The sequence below is a fragment of the Paracoccus sp. UBA889 genome (assembly GCA_002294185.1).
Classification (GTDB): domain Bacteria; phylum Pseudomonadota; class Alphaproteobacteria; order Rhodobacterales; family Rhodobacteraceae; genus Paracoccus.
Genome location: DBFD01000073.1, coordinates 1 through 26,196 on the forward strand (window position 1 = coordinate 1; position 26,196 = coordinate 26,196).

The 26,196-nt window shown below is 63.2% G+C and carries 38 protein-coding genes; 37 read left to right on the top strand and 1 reads right to left on the bottom strand.

All coding sequences use genetic code 11. The features are described 5' to 3' along the window. Positions 1 to 325 precede the first annotated feature (325 nt). The 20 genes from rpsJ to rpmD all read left to right on the top strand — a co-directional run bounded on the left by rpsJ (position 326) and on the right by rpmD (position 9,712). On the top strand, positions 326 to 634 hold the full coding sequence (gene rpsJ / locus B4L36_RS14155) for a 30S ribosomal protein S10 (protein ID WP_042247848.1): 309 nt from the start codon (positions 326 to 328) through the stop codon (positions 632 to 634). Between the two features lie 11 nt (positions 635 to 645). Beyond that, positions 646 to 1,542, top strand: a complete 897-nt coding sequence (rplC, locus tag B4L36_RS14160) for a 50S ribosomal protein L3 (RefSeq protein ID WP_292958446.1) — start codon at positions 646 to 648, stop codon at positions 1,540 to 1,542. Then, positions 1,539 to 2,159: a 50S ribosomal protein L4 gene (rplD, locus tag B4L36_RS14165; RefSeq protein WP_292958448.1), complete on the top strand. Its 621-nt coding sequence runs from the start codon at positions 1,539 to 1,541 to the stop codon at positions 2,157 to 2,159. Before rplC ends, rplD begins: the two co-directional genes overlap by 4 nt. Beyond that, entirely contained in the window at positions 2,156 to 2,452 is a 297-nt protein-coding gene (locus tag B4L36_RS14170; RefSeq protein ID WP_292958450.1) for a 50S ribosomal protein L23, read from the top strand. The genes rplD and B4L36_RS14170 overlap by 4 nt, the downstream gene beginning before the upstream one ends. Positions 2,453 to 2,547: 95 nt before the next feature. Next, a complete protein-coding gene (gene rplB, locus B4L36_RS14175; RefSeq protein WP_292958452.1) occupies positions 2,548 to 3,387 on the top strand; it encodes a 50S ribosomal protein L2 in 840 nt (279 codons plus the stop codon). A gap of 3 nt (positions 3,388 to 3,390) precedes the next feature. After that, entirely contained in the window at positions 3,391 to 3,669 is a 279-nt protein-coding gene (gene rpsS / locus B4L36_RS14180; RefSeq protein WP_292958454.1) for a 30S ribosomal protein S19, read from the top strand. Positions 3,670 to 3,674: 5 nt separating this feature from the next. After that, positions 3,675 to 4,055, top strand: a complete 381-nt coding sequence (rplV, locus tag B4L36_RS14185) for a 50S ribosomal protein L22 (RefSeq protein ID WP_292958456.1) — start codon at positions 3,675 to 3,677, stop codon at positions 4,053 to 4,055. Next, positions 4,055 to 4,765, top strand: a complete 711-nt coding sequence (gene rpsC, locus B4L36_RS14190; protein WP_292958458.1) for a 30S ribosomal protein S3 — start codon at positions 4,055 to 4,057, stop codon at positions 4,763 to 4,765. The genes rplV and rpsC overlap by 1 nt, the downstream gene beginning before the upstream one ends. A 12-nt stretch (positions 4,766 to 4,777) precedes the next feature. After that, on the top strand, positions 4,778 to 5,191 hold the full coding sequence (rplP, locus tag B4L36_RS14195; RefSeq protein ID WP_292958460.1) for a 50S ribosomal protein L16: 414 nt from the start codon (positions 4,778 to 4,780) through the stop codon (positions 5,189 to 5,191). 201 nt (positions 5,192 to 5,392) lie between these two features. Next, on the top strand, positions 5,393 to 5,599 hold the full coding sequence (gene rpmC / locus B4L36_RS14200) for a 50S ribosomal protein L29 (protein ID WP_292958462.1): 207 nt from the start codon (positions 5,393 to 5,395) through the stop codon (positions 5,597 to 5,599). A gap of 12 nt (positions 5,600 to 5,611) precedes the next feature. Continuing rightward, a complete protein-coding gene (rpsQ, locus tag B4L36_RS14205) occupies positions 5,612 to 5,857 on the top strand; it encodes a 30S ribosomal protein S17 (protein ID WP_292958464.1) in 246 nt (81 codons plus the stop codon). 76 nt (positions 5,858 to 5,933) lie between these two features. Then, on the top strand, positions 5,934 to 6,302 hold the full coding sequence (gene rplN / locus B4L36_RS14210) for a 50S ribosomal protein L14 (protein WP_010400243.1): 369 nt from the start codon (positions 5,934 to 5,936) through the stop codon (positions 6,300 to 6,302). Then, positions 6,302 to 6,607: a 50S ribosomal protein L24 gene (gene rplX, locus B4L36_RS14215; protein WP_292958504.1), complete on the top strand. Its 306-nt coding sequence runs from the start codon at positions 6,302 to 6,304 to the stop codon at positions 6,605 to 6,607. Before rplN ends, rplX begins: the two co-directional genes overlap by 1 nt. Next, positions 6,607 to 7,167, top strand: a complete 561-nt coding sequence (gene rplE, locus B4L36_RS14220) for a 50S ribosomal protein L5 (protein WP_292958506.1) — start codon at positions 6,607 to 6,609, stop codon at positions 7,165 to 7,167. Before rplX ends, rplE begins: the two co-directional genes overlap by 1 nt. Before the next feature lie 18 nt (positions 7,168 to 7,185). After that, complete coding sequence (gene rpsN / locus B4L36_RS14225) at positions 7,186 to 7,491, top strand: 30S ribosomal protein S14 (protein WP_292958508.1); 306 nt, start codon at positions 7,186 to 7,188, stop codon at positions 7,489 to 7,491. A 10-nt stretch (positions 7,492 to 7,501) separates the two neighbouring features. Continuing rightward, the gene (rpsH, locus tag B4L36_RS14230; RefSeq protein WP_292958662.1) at positions 7,502 to 7,900 is read left to right on the top strand and encodes a 30S ribosomal protein S8; all 399 of its coding nucleotides are present in this window, start codon (positions 7,502 to 7,504) and stop codon (positions 7,898 to 7,900) included. Between the two features lie 12 nt (positions 7,901 to 7,912). Further along, a complete protein-coding gene (rplF, locus tag B4L36_RS14235) occupies positions 7,913 to 8,446 on the top strand; it encodes a 50S ribosomal protein L6 (RefSeq protein ID WP_292958510.1) in 534 nt (177 codons plus the stop codon). A 12-nt stretch (positions 8,447 to 8,458) separates the two neighbouring features. After that, positions 8,459 to 8,818, top strand: a complete 360-nt coding sequence (rplR, locus tag B4L36_RS14240; protein WP_292958512.1) for a 50S ribosomal protein L18 — start codon at positions 8,459 to 8,461, stop codon at positions 8,816 to 8,818. A gap of 117 nt (positions 8,819 to 8,935) precedes the next feature. Beyond that, entirely contained in the window at positions 8,936 to 9,511 is a 576-nt protein-coding gene (rpsE, locus tag B4L36_RS14245) for a 30S ribosomal protein S5 (protein WP_292958514.1), read from the top strand. A gap of 12 nt (positions 9,512 to 9,523) precedes the next feature. After that, positions 9,524 to 9,712, top strand: coding sequence for a 50S ribosomal protein L30 (gene rpmD / locus B4L36_RS14250; RefSeq protein WP_292958516.1), 189 nt, complete (start codon positions 9,524 to 9,526; stop codon positions 9,710 to 9,712). 157 nt (positions 9,713 to 9,869) lie between these two features. On the opposite strand, the gene B4L36_RS14255 is transcribed toward rpmD, so the two are convergent. Continuing rightward, entirely contained in the window at positions 9,870 to 10,562 is a 693-nt protein-coding gene (locus B4L36_RS14255) for a VPLPA-CTERM sorting domain-containing protein (RefSeq protein WP_292958518.1), read from the bottom strand. 537 nt (positions 10,563 to 11,099) lie between these two features. On the opposite strand from B4L36_RS14255, the gene rplO reads away from it, so the two are divergent. The 17 genes from rplO (at position 11,100) to B4L36_RS14340 (ending at position 26,192) form a co-directional block, all read left to right on the top strand. Further along, the gene (gene rplO, locus B4L36_RS14260) at positions 11,100 to 11,576 is read left to right on the top strand and encodes a 50S ribosomal protein L15 (RefSeq protein WP_292958520.1); all 477 of its coding nucleotides are present in this window, start codon (positions 11,100 to 11,102) and stop codon (positions 11,574 to 11,576) included. A 109-nt stretch (positions 11,577 to 11,685) separates the two neighbouring features. Continuing rightward, the gene (gene secY, locus B4L36_RS14265) at positions 11,686 to 13,056 is read left to right on the top strand and encodes a preprotein translocase subunit SecY (protein WP_292958522.1); all 1,371 of its coding nucleotides are present in this window, start codon (positions 11,686 to 11,688) and stop codon (positions 13,054 to 13,056) included. Between the two features lie 40 nt (positions 13,057 to 13,096). Beyond that, the gene (locus B4L36_RS14270) at positions 13,097 to 13,744 is read left to right on the top strand and encodes an adenylate kinase (protein ID WP_292958524.1); all 648 of its coding nucleotides are present in this window, start codon (positions 13,097 to 13,099) and stop codon (positions 13,742 to 13,744) included. Between the two features lie 213 nt (positions 13,745 to 13,957). After that, positions 13,958 to 14,326 (top strand): 30S ribosomal protein S13, encoded by a 369-nt coding sequence (rpsM, locus tag B4L36_RS14275; protein WP_292958526.1) that lies wholly within the window; start codon positions 13,958 to 13,960, stop codon positions 14,324 to 14,326. Between the two features lie 11 nt (positions 14,327 to 14,337). Then, entirely contained in the window at positions 14,338 to 14,727 is a 390-nt protein-coding gene (gene rpsK, locus B4L36_RS14280; RefSeq protein ID WP_090616034.1) for a 30S ribosomal protein S11, read from the top strand. A 117-nt stretch (positions 14,728 to 14,844) separates the two neighbouring features. Further along, positions 14,845 to 15,861, top strand: a complete 1,017-nt coding sequence (locus B4L36_RS14285) for a DNA-directed RNA polymerase subunit alpha (protein ID WP_292958530.1) — start codon at positions 14,845 to 14,847, stop codon at positions 15,859 to 15,861. A 110-nt stretch (positions 15,862 to 15,971) separates the two neighbouring features. Continuing rightward, a complete protein-coding gene (gene rplQ / locus B4L36_RS14290; RefSeq protein ID WP_292958532.1) occupies positions 15,972 to 16,397 on the top strand; it encodes a 50S ribosomal protein L17 in 426 nt (141 codons plus the stop codon). A 320-nt stretch (positions 16,398 to 16,717) separates the two neighbouring features. Beyond that, positions 16,718 to 17,329, top strand: a complete 612-nt coding sequence (locus B4L36_RS14295; protein ID WP_292958534.1) for a helix-turn-helix transcriptional regulator — start codon at positions 16,718 to 16,720, stop codon at positions 17,327 to 17,329. A 62-nt stretch (positions 17,330 to 17,391) separates the two neighbouring features. After that, positions 17,392 to 17,982, top strand: coding sequence for an acyl-homoserine-lactone synthase (locus tag B4L36_RS14300; RefSeq protein ID WP_292958536.1), 591 nt, complete (start codon positions 17,392 to 17,394; stop codon positions 17,980 to 17,982). Positions 17,983 to 18,042: 60 nt separating this feature from the next. Continuing rightward, positions 18,043 to 19,359, top strand: coding sequence for a replication-associated recombination protein A (locus B4L36_RS14305; RefSeq protein ID WP_292958538.1), 1,317 nt, complete (start codon positions 18,043 to 18,045; stop codon positions 19,357 to 19,359). 31 nt (positions 19,360 to 19,390) lie between these two features. After that, positions 19,391 to 19,765 carry a fluoride efflux transporter CrcB gene (gene crcB / locus B4L36_RS14310; protein WP_292958540.1) on the top strand — a complete coding sequence of 125 codons (375 nt, stop codon included), beginning with the start codon at positions 19,391 to 19,393 and terminating at the stop codon, positions 19,763 to 19,765. Next, a complete protein-coding gene (locus B4L36_RS14315) occupies positions 19,762 to 20,808 on the top strand; it encodes an RluA family pseudouridine synthase (protein ID WP_292958542.1) in 1,047 nt (348 codons plus the stop codon). Before crcB ends, B4L36_RS14315 begins: the two co-directional genes overlap by 4 nt. After that, on the top strand, positions 20,805 to 21,464 hold the full coding sequence (locus B4L36_RS14320; protein ID WP_292958544.1) for an HAD-IA family hydrolase: 660 nt from the start codon (positions 20,805 to 20,807) through the stop codon (positions 21,462 to 21,464). The genes B4L36_RS14315 and B4L36_RS14320 overlap by 4 nt, the downstream gene beginning before the upstream one ends. Further along, the gene (locus tag B4L36_RS14325; RefSeq protein ID WP_292958546.1) at positions 21,461 to 22,174 is read left to right on the top strand and encodes an ATP12 family chaperone protein; all 714 of its coding nucleotides are present in this window, start codon (positions 21,461 to 21,463) and stop codon (positions 22,172 to 22,174) included. The genes B4L36_RS14320 and B4L36_RS14325 overlap by 4 nt, the downstream gene beginning before the upstream one ends. A 170-nt stretch (positions 22,175 to 22,344) precedes the next feature. Next, the gene (locus B4L36_RS14330; protein ID WP_292958548.1) at positions 22,345 to 23,361 is read left to right on the top strand and encodes an amino acid ABC transporter substrate-binding protein; all 1,017 of its coding nucleotides are present in this window, start codon (positions 22,345 to 22,347) and stop codon (positions 23,359 to 23,361) included. Positions 23,362 to 23,479: 118 nt separating this feature from the next. Beyond that, the gene (locus B4L36_RS14335) at positions 23,480 to 24,736 is read left to right on the top strand and encodes an amino acid ABC transporter permease (protein WP_292958550.1); all 1,257 of its coding nucleotides are present in this window, start codon (positions 23,480 to 23,482) and stop codon (positions 24,734 to 24,736) included. A 1-nt stretch (position 24,737) separates the two neighbouring features. Then, positions 24,738 to 26,192 (top strand): amino acid ABC transporter permease, encoded by a 1,455-nt coding sequence (locus tag B4L36_RS14340; RefSeq protein WP_292958552.1) that lies wholly within the window; start codon positions 24,738 to 24,740, stop codon positions 26,190 to 26,192. Positions 26,193 to 26,196: the final 4 nt, after the last annotated feature.

The window sequence follows — 26,196 nt, forward strand, 5'->3', positions numbered from 1 at the left end:
CCCGGAAAGGGCGGGCCTTTTGCGATACAGACGATGCCGGGAATGGCGCGGCGCATGGTCGCGCCCCGACGGCCGGAAGGCGAGGTTTCGGAGACTTTCGACATGGGCGCCGCATTGTCCGGGGCAATGCCTTGTCGAGGGTTGACGGCGTCGCCGGTTTTCCGCATAAGCGCGCCATCGCAACCGATGCATCAAGAATCGCTTGCCGTGGCCAGGGCCGTCCGCTAAGGGGGCGGCCTTGCAGTTTTTCATACGGTCCGACGCTGGCCCCGCGTGGTGCGTGGTCAGCCTCTCGACTGAAACCCTCAGAGACCGAGGGATGACGATGCAAAGTCAGAATATCCGAATTCGGCTGAAGGCGTTCGATTACCGCGTGCTGGATGCCAGCACCCAGGAAATCGTCAACACCGCCAAGCGCACGGGCGCGACCGTCCGCGGCCCGATCCCGCTGCCGAACAAGATCGAGAAATTCACCGTCCTGCGTGGCCCGCATATCGACAAGAAGTCGCGCGACCAGTGGGAGATCCGCACCCACAAGCGCCTGCTGGACATCGTTGACCCGACGCCGCAGACGGTTGACGCGCTGATGAAGCTCGACCTCGCCGCCGGCGTGGATGTCGAGATCAAGGTGTAAGGAGGTAACCCATGCTGCGTACTGGTGTTATCGCCAAGAAACTGGGCATGACGCGCCTGTTCCTCGAGGATGGCCGTCAGGTTCCCGTCACCGTCCTGCAACTGGACAGCCTTCAGGTCGTCGATCAGCGCACCGTCGAGCGTGACGGCTATGCCGCCGTGCAACTGGGCGCCGGTGTGGCCAAGGCCAAGCGCACGACCGCCGCGATGCGCGGTCATTTCGCCAAGGCCTCGGTCGCGCCCAAGCGCAAGATCGCGGAATTCCGCGTGGCCGAAGAAAACCTGATCAATGTGGGCGAAGAGATCACGGCCGACCATTACTTTGCCGGCCAGTTCGTGGACATCGCCGGAACCTCGATCGGCAAGGGCTTTGCCGGTGCCATGAAGCGGCACAATTTCGGCGGTCTGCGCGCCAGCCACGGTGTGTCGATCAGCCACCGCTCGCACGGCTCGACCGGCCAGTGCCAGGATCCGGGCAAGGTGTTCAAGGGCAAGAAGATGGCGGGCCACCTGGGCGCAGTGCGCGTCACGACCCAGAACCTGCAGGTCGTGCGCACCGATTCCGATCGCGGTCTGATCATGGTCAAGGGCTCGGTTCCCGGCTCGAAGGGTGGTTGGGTCACGATCAAGGACGCGGTCAAGAAGGCGCTGCCTGACAACGTGATCTATCCCGCCGCGCTGAAATCGGCCGCCGAGGCTGCTCATCGCGCCGCCGAGGAAGCCGCCGCCGCCGCCGCCGCCGAGGAAGAGGCCGCCCGCGAGGCTGCCGCTGCCGAAGCCGCCGCCGCAGAAGAGGCCGCGCTGAAGGAAGCCGAGGCGCAGATCGACGCCGACAAGGCCGCAGCCGATCCCAATGCCGACCAGTCCGCTGGTTCGGCCGACGGCGCGCCCGAAGGAGACAAGGAATGAAACTCGATGTGATCAAGCTGGACTCTGGCAGGGCCGGGTCCATCGAGCTGGCCGACGAGGTCTTCGGGCTGGAGCCGCGCGGCGACATCCTGCAGCGCGTTGTCCGCTGGCAGCGCGCCAAGGCGCAGGCCGGCACGCATTCGGTGCTGGGCAAGTCGGATGTCAGCTATTCGACCAAGAAGATCTATCGCCAGAAGGGCACCGGCGGTGCGCGCCACGGGTCCAAGAAGGCGCCGATCTTCCGTCACGGCGGCACCTACAAGGGTCCGACCCCGCGTAGCCACGCCTTTGATCTGCCCAAGAAGGTGCGCGCGCTTGGCCTGAAACATGCCCTGTCCGCCAAGGCCACCGCCGGCGAACTGGTGATCGTCGAGGATCTGAACCTCGACGACGCCAAGACCTCGGCCGTTGCCAAGGCCGTCCGGGAAAACGGCTGGAAGCGGGTGCTGGTCATCGACGGTTCGGACGTGAACGAGGGCTTTGCCCGCGCCGCGCGCAACCTCGATGGCGTGGACGTCCTGCCCTCGATCGGCGCGAATGTCTATGACATCCTCAAGCGTGACACGCTGGTGATCACGAAGGCGGGTGTCGAAGCTCTGGAGGCTCGTCTGAAATGAGCGCGAAAGCAGAACATTACGATGTGATCGTGAAACCGGTCATCACCGAAAAGGCCACGATGACCTCGGAGAACAACGGCGTTGTCTTCCAGGTCGCCAAGGATGCCAGCAAGCCGCAGATCAAGGACGCGATCGAGGCCCTGTTCGGCGTCAAGGTGAAGGCGGTCAACACCACCATCACCAAGGGCAAGCAGAAACGCTTTCGCGGCCAGCTTGGTCGCCGCAGCGACGTGAAAAAGGCCTATGTGACCCTGGAAGAGGGCAACTCGATCGACGTCTCGACCGGACTTTGATCGACGGCCGCGATTGCGCGGCCCCGGACCAGCCGGGGCCGCAATCGTTTGACTGAAACGGACCAGATCGGTCCAGAGCAACGGAAGACAGAAAGATGGCATTGAAGTCGTACAAACCGACGACGCCTGGCCAGCGCGGGCTGGTTCTGATCGACCGTTCGGAGCTTTGGAAAGGTCGCCCCGTCAAATCCCTCACCGAGGGTCTGACGAAGAAGGGCGGTCGGAACAACACCGGACGGATCACCATGCGCCGCAAGGGCGGCGGGGCGAAACGCCTGTATCGCATCGTCGATTTCAAGCGCAACAAGGTCGATGTGACGGGCATTGTCGAGCGGATCGAATACGATCCCAACCGCACCGCCTTCATCGCGCTGATCAGCTATGAAGACGGCGAGCGGGCCTATATCCTGGCGCCGCAGCGTCTGGCCATGGGCGACAAGATCGTCGCCGGCACCAAGGTCGATGTGAAGCCGGGCAATGCCATGCCCTTCAGCGGCATGCCCATCGGCACGATCGTCCACAACGTCGAACTGAAGCCCGGCAAGGGTGGCCAGATCGCGCGTTCGGCGGGCACCTATGCCCAATTCGTCGGTCGCGATGGCGGCTATGCCCAGATCCGCCTGTCCTCGGGCGAATTGCGGATGGTGCGCCAGGAATGCATGGCCACCATCGGCGCGGTGTCGAATGCCGATCATTCGAACCAGAACCTGGGCAAGGCCGGTCGCAACCGCCACAAGGGCATCCGTCCTTCGGTTCGCGGTGTCGCCATGAACCCGATCGACCACCCGCATGGTGGTGGTGAGGGCCGCACCTCGGGCGGCCGCACGCCGGTCACGCCCTGGGGCAAGGATACCAAGGGCAAGAAGACCCGCTCGAACAAGGCGACCGACAAGTACATCTTGCGTTCGCGTCACGCGAAGAAGAAGGGGCGTTAAGCTATGGCACGTTCTGTTTGGAAGGGCCCCTTTGTTGATGCCTATGTGCTCAAGAAAGCGGAAAAAGCCCGCGAATCCGGAAAATCCGACGTCATCAGGATCTGGTCGCGCCGCTCGACCATCCTGCCGCAATTCGTGGGTCTGACCTTCGGCGTCTATAACGGGCATAAGCATATCCCCGTGAATGTCTCCGAAGAGATGATCGGCCAGAAATTCGGTGAATACTCGCCCACCCGGACCTATTACGGTCACGCGGCGGACAAGAAAGCCAAGAGGAAGTAATCGTCATGGGTAAGGAAACAAATCCGCGCCGCGTGGCGGAGAACGAGGCTTTCGCGAAGACCAAGATGCTTCGCACCTCGCCGCAGAAGCTGAATCTGGTGGCTCAGCTGATCCGCGGCAAGAAGGTGGATCGCGCCCTGGCCGATCTGACCTTCTCGCACAAGCGCATCGCCGGCGACGTGAAGAAATGCCTGCAATCGGCCATCGCGAATGCCGAGAACAACCACGGCCTCGACGTCGACAACCTGGTCGTTGCCGAAGCCTGGGTCGGCAAGAATCTGGTGATGAAGCGTGGGCGTCCGCGGGCGCGCGGCCGCTACGGCAAGATCATGAAGCCGTTTTCGGAAATCACCATCAAGGTGCGCCAAGTCGAGGAGCAAGCGTAATGGGTCAGAAAGTCAACCCTATCGGGATGCGCCTCCAGGTCAACCGCACCTGGGACAGCCGCTGGTATGCCGATGACAAGGAATATGGGGATCTTCTGCTGGAAGACCTGAAGATCAGGGACTTCATCAAGAAAGAGGCCAAGCAGGCCGGCATCAGCCGCGTCATCATCGAGCGTCCGCACAAGAAGTGTCGCGTGACCATCCATGCCGCGCGTCCGGGCGTGATCATCGGCAAGAAGGGCGCCGATATCGAGGTGCTGCGCAAGAAACTTGCGAATTTCACCAAGAGCGACGTGAACCTGAACATCGTCGAGGTCCGCAAGCCCGAAGTCGATGCGGCGCTGGTCGCCGAGTCGATCGCGCAACAGCTTGAACGCCGGGTGTCTTTCCGCCGTGCGATGAAACGCTCGGTTCAGAACGCGATGCGCATGGGTGCCCTGGGCATCCGGGTGAACGTCGCCGGCCGCCTGGGTGGCGCCGAGATCGCGCGGACCGAATGGTATCGCGAGGGTCGCGTGCCGCTGCACACGCTGCGCGCCGACATCGATTATGCGCTGGCCGAGGCGATGACCCCCTACGGGATCATCGGCGTGAAGGTCTGGATCTTCAAGGGCGAGATCATGGAGCATGACCCGCAGGCTCGCGACCGCAAGGCCGCCGAGGCGCAGGAAGGTCCGGCTCCGCGTGGTCCGCGCCGCGACGCCCGCTAAGGAGACGAAACAATGCTGCAACCGAAACGGACGAAGTTCCGCAAACAGCACAAGGGCCGGATCCACGGCAACGCCAAGGGCGGGTTCGATCTGAACTTTGGCTCTTTCGCGCTGAAAGCGGTCGAGCCCGAGCGCGTGACCGCCCGGCAGATCGAGGCGGCCCGCCGTGCGATCACCCGCCACATGAAGCGTCAGGGCCGGGTCTGGATCCGGATCTTCCCGGACGTGCCGGTCTCGTCGAAACCGACCGAAGTGCGGATGGGCAAGGGGAAGGGCTCAGTCGATTTCTGGGCCGCCCGCGTCCATCCGGGCCGGATCATGTTCGAGATCGACGGCGTGAGCGACACCATCGCCCGCGAAGCCTTGCGTCTGGGCGCGATGAAACTGCCGGTCCTGACCCGCATCGTCGCGCGCGAGGACTGGTAGGGCGCGCGCGCCGAGGCGCGTCTGATACCAATACGCCCCGCCGGAAACGGCGGGGTTTGCCATTTGCCGGAAAAAGCCGGCAAGGGGTTGCATGAACCGGGCTCTGGCTGTATGGGCAGGCCTTCATCACGAAACTCCACCGGAATCAGGGTGGCCCGGCCAATCCGGGGCTCTCCGGTGATGTGGGAAAGGACGACGCGCATGGACGCGCAGGAACTGAAATCGAAGACGCCCGACCAGCTGAAGGATCAGCTTGTTGCGCTGAAGAAAGAGGCCTTCAACCTGCGCTTCCAGCAGGCCACAGGCCAGCTTGAAAATACCGCCCGGATGCGCGCTGTGCGCCGCGACGTGGCGCGTGTGAAAACCATACTGAACCAGAAAGCGGCCGACGCCGCTGCCTCGAACTAAGGAGCCCGGCCCATGCCCAAACGCATCCTGCAAGGCAAGGTCGTCTCGGACAAGAACGAGCAGACCGTCACCGTCCTGGTCGAGCGCCGCTTCAAGCATCCGCTGCTGCACAAGACCGTGCGGATGTCGAAGAAGTTCCGCGCCCATGACGCGGAGAACCGGTTCAAGGTCGGCGACACCGTTCGCATCGCCGAATGCGCGCCGATCTCGAAGACCAAACGCTGGACTGTCCTGACGGACGAAGCCGTCTCGGCTTAAGTCCTTCATCACAGATCAGAAATGATCGAAACCCTGGGGCCGGAAGGGCCGGTCCCCAAAGGTCGGGAGTAAACCTATGATCCAGATGCAGACCAATCTGGATGTCGCTGACAATTCCGGCGCACGCCGGGTGCAGTGCATCAAGGTCCTGGGTGGCTCGCATCGTCGCTATGCGTCGGTGGGCGACATCATCGTCGTCTCCGTCAAGGAAGCCATTCCGCGGGGCCGCGTCAAGAAGGGCGATGTCCGCAAGGCCGTCGTCGTTCGGACCGCCAAGGAAGTGAAGCGCGAGGACGGAACCTCGATCCGCTTCGACCGCAACGCCGCCGTTATCCTGAACAACCAGGGCGAGCCGGTCGGCACCCGGATCTTCGGACCGGTCGTGCGTGAACTGCGCGCCAAGAACTTCATGAAGATCATCTCGCTCGCGCCGGAGGTGCTGTGATGGCTGCCAAGCTGAAGAAGGGCGACAAGGTCGTCGTGCTGGCCGGCAAGGACAAGGGCAAGCAGGGCGAAATCACGTCCGTCATGCCCAAGGACAACAAGGCCATCGTGGACGGCGTCAACATCGCGATCCGCCACACCCGCCAGTCGCAGAACAGCCAGGGCGGCCGCGTGCCCAAGGCCATGCCGATCGACCTGTCGAACCTGGCACTGATGGACAAGAACGGCAAAGCGACCCGCGTCGGCTTCCGCGAGGAAGATGGCAAGAAGGTCCGTTTCGCCAAGACCACGGGAGACGTGATCTGATGCTGGACGCAACCAAATACCAGCCGCGCCTGAAGACGCAGTTCCGCGAGACGATCAAGCCCGCGCTGAAGGAAGAATTCGGCTACAAGAACGACATGCAGATCCCGCGTCTGGACAAGATCGTCCTGAACATGGGTATCGGCGAGGCCGTGAAGGACACCAAGAAGGTCAAGCAGGGCGCCGAAGAGCTGTCGCTGATCGCCGGTCAGAAAGCCGTCATCACCAAGGCCAAGAACTCGATCGCCGGTTTCCGCGTCCGCGAAGAGATGCCGCTGGGTGCCAAGGTCACGCTGCGCGGCGACAGGATGTATGAATTCCTGGACCGCCTGATCAACATCGCGCTGCCCCGCGTCCGCGACTTTCGCGGCGTCAAGGGCACCTCTTTCGACGGTCGTGGCAATTACGCCATGGGCCTGAAAGAGCACATCGTGTTTCCGGAAATCAACTTCGACAAGGTCGACGAAGTTCTGGGGATGGACATCATCATCTGCACCACCGCGACGACCGACGCGGAAGCGAAGTCGCTGTTGAAGCATTTCAACATGCCGTTCAACAGCTGATCGCGGAGGGAAAGAGATATGGCAAAGAAATCGATGGTCGAGCGCGAGAAGAAGCGCGAGCGCATGGTGGCGAAATACGCCCAGAAGCGCGCGGCCCTGAAAGAGGTCATCAACGACCAGTCCCGCCCGATGGAAGAGCGGTTCAAGGCTTCGCTGAAGCTGGCCGACCTGCCGCGCAATTCCTCGGCCACGCGGCTGCACAACCGGTGCCAACTGACCGGGCGTCCGCACGCGTATTACCGCAAACTGAAACTGTCGCGGATCATGCTGCGCGAGCTTGGCTCGCAAGGTCAGATCCCCGGTCTGGTCAAATCGAGCTGGTAAGGGGGCGAAAATGAACATGAACGATCCTCTCGGCGATATGCTGACCCGCATCCGCAACGCTCAGATGCGTGGCAAATCGACCGTTCGCACCCCGGCCTCCAAGCTTCGGGCCTGGGTTCTGGACGTGCTGAAGGCGGAAGGCTACATCCGCGGTTATGAAGAAGTGACGACCGATGAAGGCCATAACGAGCTGGAAATCGGCCTGAAATACCACGACGGCACCCCGGTGATCCGGGAATTGTCGCGCGTGTCGAAACCGGGCCGCCGCGTCTATGCCGGCGCCCGGGAAATCCCGCAGGTCCGCCAGGGCCTGGGCGTTTCGATCGTGTCGACCCCCAAGGGTGTCATGTCGGATGCAGCGGCTCGCAACGCCAATGTCGGCGGCGAAGTTCTCTGCACCGTATTCTGAGGAGGGCAGCAGATGTCTCGGATTGGTAAGAAGCCGGTCGAACTGCCCAAGGGCGTGACGGCCGAAGTGAAGGGTCAGACGATCGAGGTGAAGGGCCCGAAAGGCGCCCGCAGTTTCACCGCGACCGATGACGTCGATCTGGTCCTGGAAGACGGCGCCGTCGCGGTCAAGCCGCGCGGCTCGTCGAAGCGCGCGCGCCAGCAATGGGGAATGACCCGTTCGATGGTCGAGAACCTGACGGTCGGCGTGTCGGACGGCTTCAAGAAGGAACTGGAGATTCAGGGCGTGGGCTACCGGGCGCAGATGCAGGGCAAGACCCTGAAATTGTCCCTGGGCTATAGCCACGAGGTGAATTTCGAGACCCCGGACGGCGTCACGATCACCGCGCCGAAGCAGACCGAAATCGTAGTGGAAGGCATTGACCAGCAGCTGGTCGGCCAGGTCGCGGCCAATATCCGCGAGTGGCGCCAGCCCGAGCCCTACAAGGGCAAGGGCATTCGCTACAAGGGCGAATATGTCTTCCGCAAGGAAGGCAAGAAGAAGTAAGGGGCGCATGAAATGGCACTGAAAAAGCAACAGCTGTTCCAGAAGCGCCGCCTGCGCGTGCGGAACAAATTGCGGGCCGAAAACAGCGGTCGGCCGCGCCTGTCGGTCCACCGTTCCTCCAAGAACATCTCGGTTCAGGTCATCGACGACCTGAAGGGCGTGACTTTGGCTTCGGCCAGCACGCTGGAGAAGGATTTCGGCCTGGTCGGAAAGAACAACGTCGAGGCCGCCGCCAAGATCGGCACGGCCATCGCCGAACGCGCGAAGAAAGCCGGTGTCGAGGAAGTCGTGTTCGACCGTGGCGGCTTCATCTTCCACGGCAGGGTGAAGGCTCTGGCCGATGCCGCCCGCGAGGGCGGCCTGAAGTTCTGATCGCTGCGGGTGGCGCTGTCCGAAAGGGCCGCGCCACCCCGATGATCCGGGGGCGTTTCCTGCCCACCTGGATCGGTTTCAACGGCGCGGATCGCGCCCGATATGAAGGAATGCCTGATGGCAGAACGTGACAATCGCCGGGGCGGCCGCCAGCCTCGCGAAGAGAACCCGGAATTCGCCGATCGCCTGGTCGCGATCAACCGGGTGTCGAAGACCGTCAAGGGCGGCAAGCGCTTTGGCTTTGCGGCCCTGGTCGTCGTCGGCGACCAGCGCGGCCGTGTCGGTTTCGGCAAGGGCAAGGCCAAGGAGGTTCCCGAGGCGATCCGCAAGGCGACCGAACAGGCCAAGCGCAACATGATGCGTGTGCCGCTGCGGGACGGCCGCACCCTGCACCACGATATCGAGGGACGCCATGGCGCCGGCCGCGTGGTGATGCGGACCGCCGTTCCGGGCACCGGGATCATCGCCGGCGGTCCGATGCGCGCCGTTTTCGAGATGCTGGGTGTTCAGGACGTCGTGGCGAAATCGCTGGGCTCGCAGAACCCCTACAACATGATCCGCGCCACGCTGGACGGCCTGAGGAAAGAGGCCAGTCCCCGGTCGGTCGCACAGCGTCGTGGCAAGAAGGTGGCCGACATCCTGGCCTCGAACGACAAGCCGGCCGAGGCGCAAGCCGAAGCCGTCGGAGCGTAAGGAGCGAGAATTATGGCCAAGACCATCGTCGTCAAGCAGATCGGCAGCCCGATCCGCCGCCCCGCCATCCAGCGCGAAACGCTGAAAGGCTTGGGCCTGAACAAGATGAACCGCACTCGCGAGCTGGAGGATACACCCTCGATCCGCGGCATGGTCGCCAAGATCCCGCATCTGGTGACGATCATCGAGGAACGCGGCTGATCCGGGCAGACCGGCAGTGAAATCAGGGACGCCCCGGATCGGTATCCGGGGCGTTCTTGTCTGTTGATACGGGGTCCTTTCAACTGGTAACGCGAATCAATTCCGCCCCGGCTATGACTGACCGGGGTGTGTCCTGATTCAGCCCTGGCAAGCGGGCTCAGGCGGCCTTGCGGCGGAACATCGCGAGGCCGCCGGCCGCGCCGAACAACAGCAGGCCGGAAGCCGGCAGCGGCACCGGCGACAGGGCCTGCTGGTCGATATAATCGCCGCTGACATTGATCGAATAGCGCCGTGTGCCCGCGTGATCCTCGCGGAGAACCTGAAGATAGTTCATGCCGGCGTCGATGGGGCCCAGTTCCAGGGCCAGCGTCTTCATGTTCCTGTTCTTGCCGGGAGAGGTCAGGCCACCCAGGAATTTTCCGTTCAGCCAGACATAGGCGCCATTATTGACCGAGATCGAGGCCATGGCATTGGCAATGCCGCCGAGGCCCGCGTCCAGCGTATAGATGATCGCGGTTTCGGTATTCTTGCGCCAATGCTTGCGGATGCTGACCGGGTTTCTCGTCCAGGTGCCACCGGGATTCAACGGGTCGGTCAGCCAATTGCCAAGCGTTGCCTGCGCAGAGGACAAATCCGGCTCCGACGTGACCGTGAAATCGCTGGCGGGCCGTTTGCCCGGCCTGGGAAACATGAAGCTGCCCGCGTAGGGATTGGTGCCATCCAGCGCACGCCCGATGCTGTTATTGTAGTAGGCCGTGTTCGAATTGTCGATCAGGGTGGCGGCCTGGATCGTGGCGGCAAAGGTCGTCGAGGCGGCGAACACCGCCGCAATCAATCCGGAAAACTTCATAAAATCCTCGATTCATTCTGTCGAAGTTACTCGTGAATGCGTGTTGTTTGGCGCGAATTATCTGTCCCGTCAATTGTCTTTTTGATAATTTTGTTTTTTGTCGCAGGGACTTGCATGTCAAAGAATACATCCAGAAGAAGTAGTGCATCGGCGGAAATTCACGCGGCAGTTGAAGTCTGATGGCTTTGGTATCGTGGCGCGGTGCGGGGCTTGCGTGCGCCCTCTGGCGGCTCGGGCGTGGCCATCGTCAGCGGTTCGGGTGGGCATTCGGCGGCATCGGCGGGCTGGACGAAAAGCGCGATCGCGGTTGGGGGTCCGAGATGCGCATGCATGGCCGAGACCGGATGAATGGAAATTGATCCGAATGGCGGGGGATGTCGCGCGATCAAAACACAAGCGGTTGCGCCAGCGACTTGACCGCGGCCTGTAGCTTCTGTATCAGCCCGCGGTGCACAAGAGCACATTGATTCACCAGCCAAGACATGCCGTGGCCGTCCTGTTTCGCTTCGGGGATGAGTCCGGCGAAGGAGAAGCGACATGAAACTGCACGAAATTCGCGACAATGACGGCGCGAACCGCAAGAAGAAGCGCGTTGCGCGCGGGCCCGGCTCTGGCAAGGGCAAGACCGCCGGCCGCGGTATCAAGGGCCAGAAATCGCGCTCGGGCGTGGCCCTGAACGGATACGAGGGCGGCCAGATGCCGCTGTATCGCCGGTTGCCCAAGCGTGGCTTTACCAAGCCGAATGCCAAGAGCTTCGCGGTCATCAATCTGGGCCAGCTTCAGGGCTTTGTCGATGCGGGCAAGCTGGACACGAAGGCCGAGGTGACCGAGGAGTCGCTGGTCGCCTCCGGCATCGTGCGCCGAAAGCTGGACGGCGTCCGCCTGCTGGCCAAGGGCGAACTGAAGGCGGCGCTGAACATCACCGTCACCGGCGCGTCGAAAGCGGCCGTCGAGGCGGTCGAGAAGGCGGGCGGCAAGGTGACCTTGCCGGCGGCCCCGGCGGCTGCGGAATAAGCTGTTGAACGGGGCCCGCGCGGCCCATAGATAGCAATCAGCATTTCCTGGCGCCGCCGGTCCCCGGAAACGGGTCGGCGGCGCTGTCATGAGACGGGACGGAAAACACATGGCGTCAGCCGCAGAACAGATGGCCGCGAACCTCTCCTGGGGGGCACTGGGCAAGGCCACCGAACTTCGCCAGCGCATCTGGTTCACGATCGGCCTGCTGATCATCTATCGTCTGGGCACCTATATTCCGGTTCCGGGCATTGACGGCTCGGCCCTGCGCAATTTCATGGAACAGGCGCAATCGGGTATCGGCGGCATCCTGTCGATGTTCACCGGCGGCGCGCTTGGGCGGATGGGCGTCTTTGCGCTTGGGATCATGCCCTACATCTCGGCCTCGATCATCGTGCAGCTTCTTGCATCGATGGTGCCCTCGCTGGAACAGTTGAAGAAAGAGGGCGAGCAGGGGCGCAAGAAGATCAATCAGTATACCCGCTATGGCACCGTGCTTCTGGCGCTGTTCCAGGCCTTCGGACTTGCGAAAAGCCTTGAGGCCGGCGGTCTGGCGCACGAGCCGGGAATCTTCTTTCAGGCTTCGGTCGTGATCACGCTGGTCGGCGGCACGATGTTCCTGATGTGGCTGGGCGAACAGATCACCGCACGCGGTATCGGCAACGGAATTTCGCTGATCATCTTCGTGGGCATCGTCGCCGAGATTCCCGCCGCCTTGGCACGTTTCTTCGAACAGGGCCGTACCGGGGCGATCTCGACCCCGGTCATCCTGGGCGTCATCGTGATGGTCGTCGCCGTGGTTGCGTTCGTCGTCTTCATGGAACGCGCCTTGCGCAAGATCCGCATCCAGTATCCGCGCCGTCAGGTGGGGATGAAGGTCTATGACGGGCAATCCTCGCACCTGCCGATCAAGGTCAACCCCGCCGGCGTCATCCCGGCCATCTTCGCCAGTTCGCTGCTGCTGCTGCCGGTCACGATCTCGACCTTCTCGGGCAACCAGACCGGGCCGGTCATGTCCACGATCCTGGCCTATTTCGGACCGGGTCAGCCGCTTTACCTGATCTTCTTCGCGGCGATGATCGTCTTCTTTACCTACTTCTATACCCAGAACGTCAGCTTCAAATCCGACGACGTGGCGGACAACCTTAAAAATCAGGGCGGCTTCATTCCCGGCATCCGCCCCGGCAAGCGGACCGAGGAATATCTGGATTACGTGGTCAATCGCGTGCTGGTGCTCGGCTCGGCCTATCTGGCTGGCGTGGGCCTGCTGCCCGAGATCATCCGTGCGCAATGGTCCGTGCCGTTCTATTTCGGCGGCACCTCGGTGCTGATCGTGGTTTCTGTCACGATGGACACGATCAACCAGATCCAGAGCCATCTGCTGGCCCACCAATATGAAGGCCTGATTGAGAAATCCCAACTGCGTGGTAAACGCAAGCCGGGGACGGCGAAGCCGCGGCGCACGCCGTCGCGTCGCTGAGACTGACTGACAAACAGCCAGCCGAGGGGGACGGGCTTTCATGACGACGAACATCATTCTTCTGGGGCCGCCCGGCGCCGGCAAGGGCACGCAGGCGCGGCGGCTGGTCGAGGGGCGGGGCATGATACAACTGTCCACCGGCGACATGCTGCGCGAGGCCCGGACCTCGGGCACCGGGATGGGGCAGCGCGTGGCCGAGGTCATGGATCGTGGCGAACTGGTCACCGACGAAATCGTGATCGGCCTGATCCGCGAGAAGCTGTCCGAGGCCGGAACCGGCTTCATCTTCGACGGTTTTCCCCGGACATTGGCGCAGGCAGATGCTTTGGGCGATCTGCTGGAAGAAACCGGCATGACGCTGGACAGCGTGATCGAGATGCGCGTTGATGACGAGGCGCTGGTGCGCCGGATCACCGGCCGGTTTACCTGCGGCAATTGTGGCGAGGTCTATCACGACGACACCAAGCCGACGAAAGAGCCTGGAATCTGCGATGTCTGCGGATCGACCGATCTCAAGCGCCGGGCCGACGACAACGAGGAAAGCCTGAAGACCCGGCTTCTGGAATATTACAAGAAGACCTCGCCGCTGATCGGCTATTATTACGCGAAGGGCAAGCTGACCCCCGTCGACGGCCTGGCCGATATCGATGAGGTTTCGCGCCAGATCGCAGCCGCTTTCGACGTCTGAGATCGAGCCGGGCGGGATGATCCGCCCGTGTCAAGGCTTTTCCTTGGCCTGCCCTTGACGGGGCGGGCAACTGCCTTTAGATCACGGCATCTCGCAAGAGAATCACCCGGCAACCGGGTGGACCATAGACCGGCCCGAAGGCTTGGCTTTCGGGCCTTGTGTTGTGAAAAAAGGTTCCGGCGCTACGGAATCGCAACTGGAAAAGGAAAACGCGTGGCTCGTATCGCTGGCGTCAACATTCCGACGGGGAAGCGTGTCCCCATCGCCCTGACCTATATCCATGGCATCGGCCCGATGTATGCCGAACAGATCTGCGAAGCCGTCGGCATCGACCGTGCGCGCCGCGTCAACGATCTTTCTGATGCCGAAGTTCTGCAAATCCGCGAATATATCGACGGCAACCTGACGGTCGAGGGCGATCTGCGCCGCGAGGTGCAGATGAACGTCAAGCGCATGATGGACCTGGGGTCGTATCGCGGTCTGCGTCACCGCCGCGGGCTGCCGGTCCGTGGCCAGCGCACCCATACCAATGCCCGCACCCGCAAGGGCCCGGCGAAGCCGATCGCCGGCAAGAAGAAGTAGGGGGACGGACAATGGCACGTGACAAGACCCGCATGAAGCGCAAGGAGCGCAAGAACATCGCCACCGGCGTGGCGCATGTGAACTCCAGCTTCAACAATACCAAGATCCTGATCTCGGATGTCCAGGGCAACGCGATCGCGTGGTCTTCGGCCGGCACGATGGGCTTCAAGGGGTCGCGCAAATCAACGCCCTACGCTGCCCAGATGGCTGCCGAGGATGCTGGCCGCAAGGCGCAGGAACACGGCGTGAAGACGCTGGAGGTCGAGGTTCAGGGACCCGGTTCGGGACGTGAATCGGCCCTGCGCGCGCTGGCTGCCGTAGGCTTCAATATCACCGCTATCCGCGACGTGACGCCAATCGCCCATAACGGTTGCCGCCCGCCCAAGCGTCGCCGCGTCTGATCCTGGATCATTAACAAGCCGGACCGCGTGTCGATTGCGCGGTCCGGACATTTCGCATTTCACCTCGGGCGTTTCCGGCCTTGGTCATGGGACGGAAACAAGAATGGAGGCACATCCATGATCCACAAGAATTGGGCCGAACTTATCAAGCCGACACAGCTTGTCGTCAGGCCGGGCGCCGATGCGACCCGGACAGCGACGCTGGTCGCCGAACCGCTGGAGCGGGGCTTCGGCCTGACGCTGGGCAACGCGCTGCGCCGGGTTCTGCTGTCCTCGCTGCAGGGCGGCGCGATCACCTCGGTTCAGATCGACAATGTGCTGCATGAATTCAGCAGCGTGGCGGGCGTCCGTGAGGACGTGACCGACATCGTGCTGAATCTCAAGGGCGTGACGTTGAAGATGGATGTCGAGGGGCCCAAGCGACTGACCCTGGCCGCCAAGGGTCCGGGCGAGGTCAAGGCCGGCGACATTCAGGAAACGGCCGGCATTACCGTCCTGAACCGCGACCATGTGATTTGTCACCTGGATGACGGCGCGGATCTGAACGTGGAACTGACCGTAGCCACCGGCAAGGGGTATGTCGCTGCAGACAAGAACCGACCCGAAGACGCGCCCATCGGCCTGATCCCGATCGACGCCATCTTCTCGCCGGTCAAGCGGGTCAGCTACGAAGTCACGCCCACCCGCGAGGGTCAGGTGCTGGACTATGACAAGCTGACCATGAAGATCGAGACCGACGGCTCGCTGACCCCGGAAGACGCCGTGGCCTATGCCGCGCGCATCGTTCAGGATCAATTGTCGGTCTTTGTCAATTTCGACGAACCGGAATCGGCCAACCGCCAGGACAACGACGACGGCCTGGAATTCGATCCGCGCCTGCTGAAGAAGGTGGACGAGTTGGAATTGTCGGTGCGCTCGGCCAACTGCCTGAAGAACGACAACATCGTCTATATCGGCGATCTGATCCAGAAGACCGAGGCCGAGATGCTGCGGACGCCGAATTTCGGCCGCAAATCCCTGAACGAGATCAAGGAAGTGCTGTCGGGCATGGGCCTGCATCTGGGCATGGACGTGGTCGATTGGCCGCCGGAGAACATCGAGGATCTGGCCAAGCGGTTCGACGACCAGTTCTGAGCAAGAGGGCGGGGGCACCGTCCCCGCCTGTGACCGGGCATCCGCCCCAAGGAGAGCGACCCGCACGCATGGGTTGCCGGACAAAGCAAAACACGCTGTAGGAGAACATCATGCGTCACGCCCGCGGCTATCGCCGCCTCAACCGTACCCACGAACACCGCAAGGCGCTGTTCGCCAACATGGCTGGCTCGCTGATCGAGCACGAGCAGATCAAGACCACCCTGCCAAAAGCCAAGGAACTCCGTCCGATCGTCGAAAAGATGATCACGCTGGCCAAGCGCGGCGACCTTCATGCCCGCCGTCAGGCCGCGGCCCAACTGAAGCAGGACGGCCACGTCGCCAAGCTGTTCGACGAACTGGGTGCCCGCTACAAGGATCGTCAGGGCGGTTATGTCCGCGTCTTGAAGGCCGGCTTCCGTTACGGCGACATGGCCCCGATGGCGATCATCGAACTGGTCGACCGCGACCCGTCGGCCAAAGGTTCGTCTGATCGGGCGCGTCTGGAAGCCGAATCGGCTGTGAGCGACGATCAGTAAAGTCGCACGATCACCGAATCAGAGACCCCGTTGCCACACCGGCGGCGGGGTATTTTTGTTGCTTTCCGCAGCGTTAAGTCCCGAATGTGGCGCGAGGATGTGACATTTTATCGCCGCCCAGGCCTCGTCGAATTCTGCGTGATCCAGATCGCCCCGTTGATAAAGCGCCAGCAATTGCTGGTGAAGCCTGTCGGCCAGAGATGACGATTGGCCGTCAAGGCTCATACAACCGGCTCCAACGGATTAACGCTATGGCAACTATTCTGCGCCATGACTAGTGTGCACGTTGACGTATCGGAAAACAATTTGTCTAAAAAGCCATGTCATCACGCGCAGACATAAATGCCGCCTTGCGGAAACTGGGCAAGACCGCCCCATCCGGCTATTTTGTCGGACTGCACATCCGTTTTGCCGCTCCTCTCATGCAATTTCAGACCTATTCCGATGAATGGTCGGAATTCTATTCCGCCAACGGCTACGCACTGCGTGACCCGACAATCGCCTGGGGGTTTTCGACGACGGGGGCCTGTCGCTGGTCAAGCCTGCCGATCCCTGATCCCTTCAATATCCTCAAGGACGCGGCCGATCACGGACTGACCTTCGGGCTGACCCTGTCCTGCGGCCCGATTTCCTCGCGCACGATCGCCAGTTTTGCGCGCGACGACAGAGAATTCATCGATGACGAGATCGCCGAGATCTCGACCACCGTACGTCGGCTTCACGAAATCACGGAGCCGCCGGCGAGCCTGACCAAGGCTCAGAAAGAAGCCCTTCGTTGCATCGCGGAGGGCGATCGTCACGCAGCGGCGGCAGCCAAACTTGGCATTACCGAAAGCGCGTTCAAGGCACGTCTGATCTCGGTCCGCGAAAGATTGAAGGCCCGGACGACTGCCGAGGCGCTGCAGAGGGCCAAGGAATACCGTCTGTTGTAGGCGTTTGCCCAGGGGATCCGTGAGGCGGTGAGGGGACACCTCACACCCCAGGAGTACGTAAAATGCAGACGACTACACTTTCCTTCTCGAACCTGCACAACCATGGCGAATTGTTCGCCAATCTGTTCCGCGCCCGCAAGCAGAGTTTCATCATCCAGAAGAACTGGGATCTGCCCGAATCCGAGGATATGGAATTCGACCAGTATGATACGCCTCAAAGCCGCTGGATCGCGATCCACGACCGCGGCGAGGTTCTGGCGGGCATCCGATTGACGCCGACGATCGCGCGCTGCGGTATCTACAGCTACATGATCCGCGATGCGCAAAAGGGCATTCTGGGCGGGTCGATCCCGCAGGATCTGCTGTTCGCCGAGGCGCCCATCGACGAACAGACCTGGGAATGCTCGCGCGTTTTCGTCAGTCATTCGATCCCGCAAACCTATCGTCGCAAGGTTCACTTCAAGATGGTCGAGGCCATGACCGGATCGGCCCGGGAACTGGGCGCGTCGCGGCTGATCGCGCTGACCGGGGCGACCTGGCCGCGCTGGTATGGCCGCTGCGGGCTGGATGCCGAGGCGATCGGCCGCAGGATGTGGATCGACGATGGAGACTTCCAGTGCGTGTCGATCGACCTGACGCCCAAGATGCACTGATCCGAGGCAGTCGAAGGGGGCTGTTCGGCGCGGGTCCGCGGGCCTAGGATGGGCGCCGAAATGGCCGACCTTTTCGACACGCCCGCAACCGCCGAGCCGCCGCAATCGCCGGCGGCAAGACCTTTGGCCGATCGCATCCGCCCGGTGCGCATGGAGGATGTGATCGGCCAGGACAAGGTTCTGGCGCCGGAAGGGCCATTGGGTTCGATGCTGGAAGCGGGCAGCCTGTCCTCGCTGATCCTCTGGGGGCCGCCTGGCGTGGGCAAGACCACCATCGCGCGGCTTCTTGCCGACGAAACCGATCTGGCCTTCGTCCAGATCAGCGCCATCTTTTCGGGCGTTCCGGAACTGCGCAAGGTCTTCGAGGCGGCCAAGCTGCGCCGGCAGCAGGGGCGCGGCACATTGCTGTTCGTGGATGAAATCCACCGCTTCAACAAGGCGCAGCAGGACAGCTTTCTGCCGCACATGGAGGACGGCACGATCCTTCTGGTCGGCGCCACGACCGAAAACCCGTCTTTCGAACTCAACGCCGCGCTCATGTCTCGCGCGCAGGTGATCGTTCTGGAACGGCTGGGCCAGGCCGATCTGGAACGGCTGACGCAGCGGGCCGAGGCGGAACTGGGCCGCAAGCTGCCGCTGACCGCGCAGGCGCGCGAGGCCCTGCTGGACATGGCCGATGGCGATGGCCGTGCGGCGCTGAACCTGGTCGAACAGGTGGCCGCGTGGAAGACCGCCGCGCCCGTCGATGCCCAGGCCATGGCCAAACGGCTGATGAAGCGCGCGGCGAAATACGACAAGTCGGGCGATGAACATTTCAACCTGATTTCGGCCCTGCACAAATCCGTTCGCGGCAGCGATCCGGATGCCGCGCTCTACTGGCTGGCGCGGATGCTGGAGGGCGGCGAGGATCCGCGCTATCTGGCCCGCCGCATCACCCGCATGGCGATCGAGGATATCGGGCTGGCCGATCCGGCTGCACAGCGTCACTGCCTCGACGCATGGGCTCTTTTCGAACGGCTGGGCAGTCCCGAGGGCGAACTGGCGCTGGCGCAGGCGGTGATCTATCTGGCGCTGGCGCCGAAATCCAATGCCGGATACGGCGCCTACAAGGCCGCGAGGGCCGAGGCCAGGCGAACCGGCAGTCTGATGCCGCCCGCCCATATCCTGAACGCGCCGACAGCGATGATGAAGGAACAGGGCTATGGCGCCGGCTATGCCTATGACCACGATGCCGAGGACGGGTTCAGCGGCCAGAACTATTTCCCCGAGGGCATGAAACGGCCGGTTCTCTATGTTCCGGTCGAACGCGGATTCGAGCGCGATCTGAAGAAGCGGCTGGACTGGTTCGTCGCCCAGCGGCTGAAGCGCGGCGGTTGACTTTGGGCGGCTTCCGGCACAGGAGGGCGCGATGATGAATCCCTTCCTTCAGGTGGCCCTTGGCGGCGCTGCGGGCGCGACCGCCCGCTATTCGGTCTATCGTGCGATTGCCTGGCACGGGCCGGGTTTCCCGGTGGCGACGGGCGTCGTCAACGTCGTTGGCAGCTTCGCCATGGGCATTCTGACCATCGCGCTGGCGCAGCGGTTCGGCAACCATTATGCGCCGCTTCTGCTGACCGGCTTTCTGGGCGGGTTCACCACCTTTTCGGCCTTCTCGCTGGACGCGCTGACGCTGTGGGAACGCGGGCAGGCGGCGGGCATGATCGTCTATGTCCTTGTCTCGGTCGTGCTGTCGCTGGCGGCGGTGATTGCGGGCCTTGTCGTCGGACGGGGCTTTTTCGCATGAGCGGCGTGCAGACCCTGCGCGTCGGCCGGGACGAGGGCGACCAGCGCCTTGACCGCTGGCTGAAGAAGAAATTTCCGCAACTGACCCAGGGTGCGGTGGAAAAGATGTGCCGCACCGGCCAGTTGCGCCTCGATGGCGGCCGGGTCAAGGCCGCCAGCCGGATCGAGGCCGGGCAGGAGGTGCGTGTGCCGCCCCTTCCCGATGCCAGGCCGGCGCCACGGGCCGATGCGCCGCGCATTCCCGAATCAGATCAGCGCATGATCCAGGCCGCCGTGCTGTGGAGGGACGATCACATCATCGCCCTGAACAAGCCGCCGGGACTGCCCAGCCAGGGTGGCAGCGGGCAGGGCGACCGGCATGTGGACGGTCTGGCCGAGGCGCTGACATTCGGCTACAAGGACCGACCCAAGCTGGTGCACCGGCTGGACAAGGACACGTCGGGCATCCTGTTGCTGGCTCGCACCGACCGCGTCGCCCGCGCGCTGTCCGAGGCGTTCCGGTCACGCGCCACACGCAAGATCTACTGGGCCGTGGTCGCCGGCGTGCCGCAGCCGCGCATGGGCACGATCCGCTACGGGCTGGTCAAGGCTCCGGGTCACGGGCGCGGCGGCGAGGGCGAAAAGATGATCGCCGTCCATCCGCGCGACATCGACAGCACCGAAGGCGCGAAGCGGGCGACGACCGATTATGCCGTTCTGGACGCGCTGGCGAGCCGGGCAAGCTGGTGCGCGCTGGTGCCGATCACCGGGCGCACCCATCAACTGCGCGCGCATATGGCCGAACTGGGCCACCCGATCGTCGGCGACGGCAAATATGGCGGCTCGGGCCAGGAAAATCTGGGCGACGGCTGGGGGGCGCAACTGGGCGGAGAGATCAGCCGCAAGCTGCATCTTCATGCCCGGTCCCTGTCTTTCGACCATCCGGTCACCGGAAAGCGCCTCATCCTGACCGCGCCGTTGCCCGATCACATGAAACGCACCTGGAAAAGCCTTGGCTGGCACGAGAGCGATGTCCCCGAGGATCCCTTCGCGGAGGCGGAATGAAACTGGTCGTCTTCGATGTCGATGGCACGTTGATCGACAGTCAGCATCATATCCACGGCGCGATGAGCCTGGCCTTCGAGGGCGTCGGTCGCCCCCCTCTGCCGCGCGAAGAGGTGTTGCAGATCGTCGGCCTGTCGTTGCCCGAGGCGGTGGCGCGGCTTGTCCCGGATGGCGATCCTCATGTCCGGGCGCGCATCGTGCAAGGTTATCGCGAAGCCTTCCTGAAGGCGCGGATCGCACAGGCTGCGCCACTCTACGAGGGCGCGCGCGAATGCCTGGACCATCTCTCCGGCCGCGGTGATCTGCTGCTGGCGGTGGCGACCGGAAAATCCCGGCGGGGACTTGACGCGATGATCGAGGCACATGGCTTGCACGGCCGTTTCGTCAGCTTGCAGACAGCCGATCATCATCCCTCGAAACCCGCGCCCCAGATGGTGCAGGCCGCGCTGGCCGAGGCCGGTGTCGGCGCCGAGGCCGCGATCATGGTCGGCGATACCAGTTTCGATATCGAAATGGCGCGTGCGGCCGGGATGATGGGCTACGGGGTCTCCTGGGGGTATCACGGACCAGAGGGACTGGTGGCATCGGGGGCCGCGCTGGTCGCCGCCGATTTCGCCGCGCTGACCCGGGCGATCGAGGCTTGGGCCGCGGCATGAGCGAATGGAAGGCACGCCGCTTCTGGCAGGCCGCGGCGATCCGGCCCGACGCCGCGGGATGGCAGGTCGCGCTGGACGACCGCCTGCTCCGGACGCCCGGCAAGCAACCCCTGATCCTGCCGACCAGCGCGCTGGCCGGCGCCATTGCTGCCGAATGGGACGCGCAGAAGGATTTGATCGACCCCGCGACGATGCCGCTGACCCGCGCGGCCAATTCCGCCATCGAGAAGGTTCTGCCGCAATTTGCTGCGGTGGCGGGGATGCTGGCCGATTACGGGGGCACTGACCTCTTGTCCTATCGCGCCGACCAGCCCGAGGAACTGATCGGATTGCAGGCCGAGGGCTGGGATCCGCTGATCGACTGGGCGGCAACCGCGTTGCGCGCGCCGCTTCGGATCACCCATGGCGTGATCCCGGTGCCGCAGGATCCCGAGGTTCTGGCGCGCCTGCATCAGGTCGTGATCGGGCTGGACCTGTTCGGGCTGACGGCATTGCACGATCTCGTGACGCTGCCGGGATCGCTGATCCTGGGGCTGGCGGTGATCCGGGGCAGGATCGACGGCGAGACGGCGCATCGCCTGTCGCGCATCGACGAGGATTTTCAGATCAGCCGCTGGGGCAAGGATGACGAGGCCGCGCAAGCCGCGCGGTCGCGACGATGCGCATTGATCGACGCCGAGCGGCTGTGGTGGCTGTCTCGCGCCGGTTGAAAGCCGCTGCGTCACCTTGCGATCCGCTTGACCTGTTAGCGTTGATCGGCACAATACCGCCCATCATGGGCCGTTCATCCGACCGGCCCGGTGGGAATGCGGGCTGCCTCGGCGGCTCCAACAGCCGACCGGCCGAGAATGGCACGGAAGGCATCAACAGAGAGGACAAGATGAAGAAATCCCTATTTCTCGGCTCGGTTGCCGCGGTCACGCTGAGTGCCGGGGTCGGCATGGCCGACACGCTGGCCGATGTGAAGGCGCGCGGCGAACTGATCTGCGGCGTCAATACCGGTCTCGTGGGCTTCGCGGCGCCGGATGCGAACGGCAACTGGGCCGGCTTCGACATCGCGGTGTGCAAGGCCGTCGCGGCCTCGGTGCTTGGCGATCCCTCGAAGGTCAAGTATGTGCCGACGACCGGGCAGACCCGCTTTACCGCGCTGTCATCGGGCGAGGTCGATCTGCTGGCCCGCAACTCGACCTGGACCTTCTCGCGCGACACCGACCTGAAGCTGGATTTCGTGGCCGTGAACTATTACGACGGTCAGGGCTTCATGGTGCCCAAGGATCTGGGCGTGACCAGTGCCAAGGAACTGGACGGTGCTACCATCTGCATCCAGACCGGCACCACGACCGAACTGAACCTGGCCGATTACTTCAAGGCCAACAACATGAGCTATCAGCCGGTCAACATCGACAGCAACGCCGAGGGCGAGCAGCAATACATGGCCGGCGCCTGCGATGCCTATACGACCGACGCATCGGGTCTTGCCGCCACCCGCGCGGCCTTTGCCAATCCCGAAAACCACGTCATCCTGCCCGAGATCATCTCGAAAGAGCCGCTGGGCCCCGCCGTGCGCCAGGGCGACGATCTGTGGGCCGATATCGTGCGCTGGTCCTTCTACGCGCTGGTCGCGGCCGAGGAATACGGCGTCACCTCGAAGAATATCGACGAGCTGGTGAAATCCTCGCAGAACCCGGAGGTGCAGCGTCTGCTGGGCGTGACCGACGATCTTGGCGCGATGATCGGACTGGACAAGGAATGGGCCAAGCGCGCCATCCAGGCCAGCGGCAATTATGGCGAGATCTTTGCGGCCAATATCGGTGAACAGACTCCGATCGGGCTGGCGCGAGGTCTGAATGCGCAATGGACCCAGGGCGGGCTGATGTACGCCCCGCCGTTCCGCTGATCGGACGAGACAATCTTGTCGGGGGCGCCATGGCGCCCCCGATGGCTTCAAGAACAACGACAAGCCGGTCGGCCAGAAGCGGCACGAAAGCTGCAGGACCGGATGCAGGGGTAAAGCCATGACGGATGTTTCGGCACCGGCGAATCCGCCGTTCCGACTGAACATGCTGATCTATGACCGGCGCTATCGGTCGATGACCTTCCAGGTGATCGTCTTCATTCTGGTGATGGCGCTAGGATGGTGGCTGATCAACAACACGATCCAGAACCTGCGCGCCCTGGGCAAGGATTTCGATTTCGGCTTCCTGTTCCAGCGCGCGGGCTACGACATCCCGCAGACCCCGATCCCCTATACGTCGGATGACACGCATCTGCGTGCGGCCATTGTCGGGCTGCTGAACACGATCATCGTCTCGGTCCTCGGCTGCGTCGCGGCGACCATCCTGGGCGTCGGGGTGGGTGTGGCGCGCTTGTCGAACAACTGGCTGTTCGCCCGGCTGATGACCATCTATGTCGAGATGTTCCGCAACATTCCCCTGCTGCTGTGGATCCTGATCATCTACGCGCTTTTCACCGAGATCATGCCGGCGCCCAATGCCTATCGCGGCGAGAATCCGGCCTGGTCGAAGATCCTGTTCGACAATGTCGCCCTGACCAACCGCTATACCGCCATTCCCGGACTGGGCATGACCAACGATCCGGGCAGTCTGGATCTGGGCGCGCGCGTGACCATCAGCTGGGCCACGATCGCCTTCGCCGCCGCCCTGATCGCGGGCTGGTTCCTGCGCCGCGCGATCCTGGCATGGGCGCAGGTCACGCAGGACCGGACCGGCCGCCGTCCGACCACCTGGTGGATCAATCTCGGCGTGATGGTCGTGCCCTCGCTGCTGCTGATCTGGTTCTTCGGCCTGCATCTGCTGCCACCGGAGTTGAAGGGTTTCAACTTTACCGGCGGGCTGAACGTCCAGAACGCGCTGGTCGCATTGTGGCTGGCGCTGACCCTCTATACCGGCGCCTTCATCGCCGAGATCGTGCGCGCGGGCATCCTGGCCGTGAACAAGGGTCAAAGCGAGGCGGCCTTCGCGCTTGGCCTGCGGCCGAACCGGACCATGAACCTGGTGATCCTGCCGCAGGCGCTGCGGGTGATCATCCCGCCGCTGATCTCGCAATATCTGAACCTGATGAAGAACAGCTCGCTGGCCATCGCCGTGGGCTACATGGATCTGCGCGGCACGCTGGGCGGGACGACGCTGAACCAGACCGGGCGAGAGCTGGAATCCATCTTGCTGATGATGCTGATCTACTTGCTGCTCAGCCTGATCATCTCGGCCGGGATGAACGTCTTCAATTCCCGCGTGAAGCTGAAGGAGCGTTGACATGAGCGAGATGCACGCCGAAACCGTTCCCTTCGTTCGCGAGACCATGCTGCCGCCCGCGCCGCCGCCCATCCGCGAGGCCGGCGCAGTCAGATGGCTGCGACAGAATCTGTTCTCGGGCCCGGTCAACACGATTCTGACGCTGCTGGGTATCGCGATCATCTGGTTCATCGTCAGCCATTTCTGGCCCTGGTTCGCCCATTCCGTCTGGCGCGCCGACAGCCTGGCGCAATGCCGCGAGATCATCGCCCGAACCTGGGGCGAGGGCGCGTCGGGCGCCTGTTTCGCGGTAATCCGGGAACGCTGGCATCAATACATGTTCGGCTTCTATCCGCCCGAGCTTTACTGGCGTCCGCTTCTGGCCTTCGGCCTGCTGATGGTGGCTCTGGCACCGATCCTGTTTTCGGAATCGCGCATCATCCGCCGCATCGTGCTGATCGTCAGCGCGACGGCGACACTGATCCTGGCGCTGGCGCTTGGCATCCCCACACCGGCGCTGATCCTGGCCGCCACCGCGATGATCGGCGCCATCGCCGTGGCCGAACGGCAGCCGACCCGGCTGCTGATCTTCTCGGCGCTCTATCCGTTTCTGGGCGTCTGGCTTCTGTGGGGCGGCAGCCTTTGGGGGCCGCTGATGGTGCTGGCCAGTTTCGGCCTCGGGGCGCTGGCATGGGTCGTGGTCGCCCGGCTTTTGCCGCTGCTTGCGGCAGCGGCGGCGATCATCGTCGCGCTGGTCTGGTGGATCGGCTTCGCCGGACGGGCCGCCGAGGATCTGCAGAACCTGCTTCCGCTGGCGATCACGCCGGTCGCCTCGGACCAGTTCGGCGGTTTCCTTCTGGCCATCACCATCGGGATCGCCGGAATCGCGCTGTCGCTGCCCATGGGAATCATGCTGGCGCTTGCGCGCCGGTCGGACATGTTCCTGGTGAAATCCCTTTCGGTGATGTTCATCGAATTCATTCGGGGCGTGCCGCTGATCTCGCTTCTGTTCGTGGCCTCCTTGCTGCTGAACTATTTCCTGCCGCCGGGCACGAATTTCGACATCATCCTGCGGGTCATCATCATGGTCACGCTGTTTGCCGCGGCCTACATGGCCGAGGTGATCAGGGGCGGTCTGGCCGCCTTGCCGAAGGGGCAATACGAGGCGGCCGATGCCCTGGGTCTGGATTACTGGAAGGCGCAACGGCTGATCATCCTGCCGCAGGCGCTGAAGATCTCGATCCCGGGGATCGTCTCGACCTTCATCGGCATGTTCAAGGACACGACGCTGGTGACCTTCGTGGGCCTGTTCGATCCGCTGAAGGGCATTTCCGACTTCGTCCGTGCCAATTTCGCCTGGAAGGGCATCTACTGGGAGCCGTTCATCTTCGTCGGTGCCATCTTCTTCATCATCTGCTTCAGCATGTCGCGCTATTCGATGTTCCTTGAACGCCGGCTTGCCCGCGACCACCGATAGGATC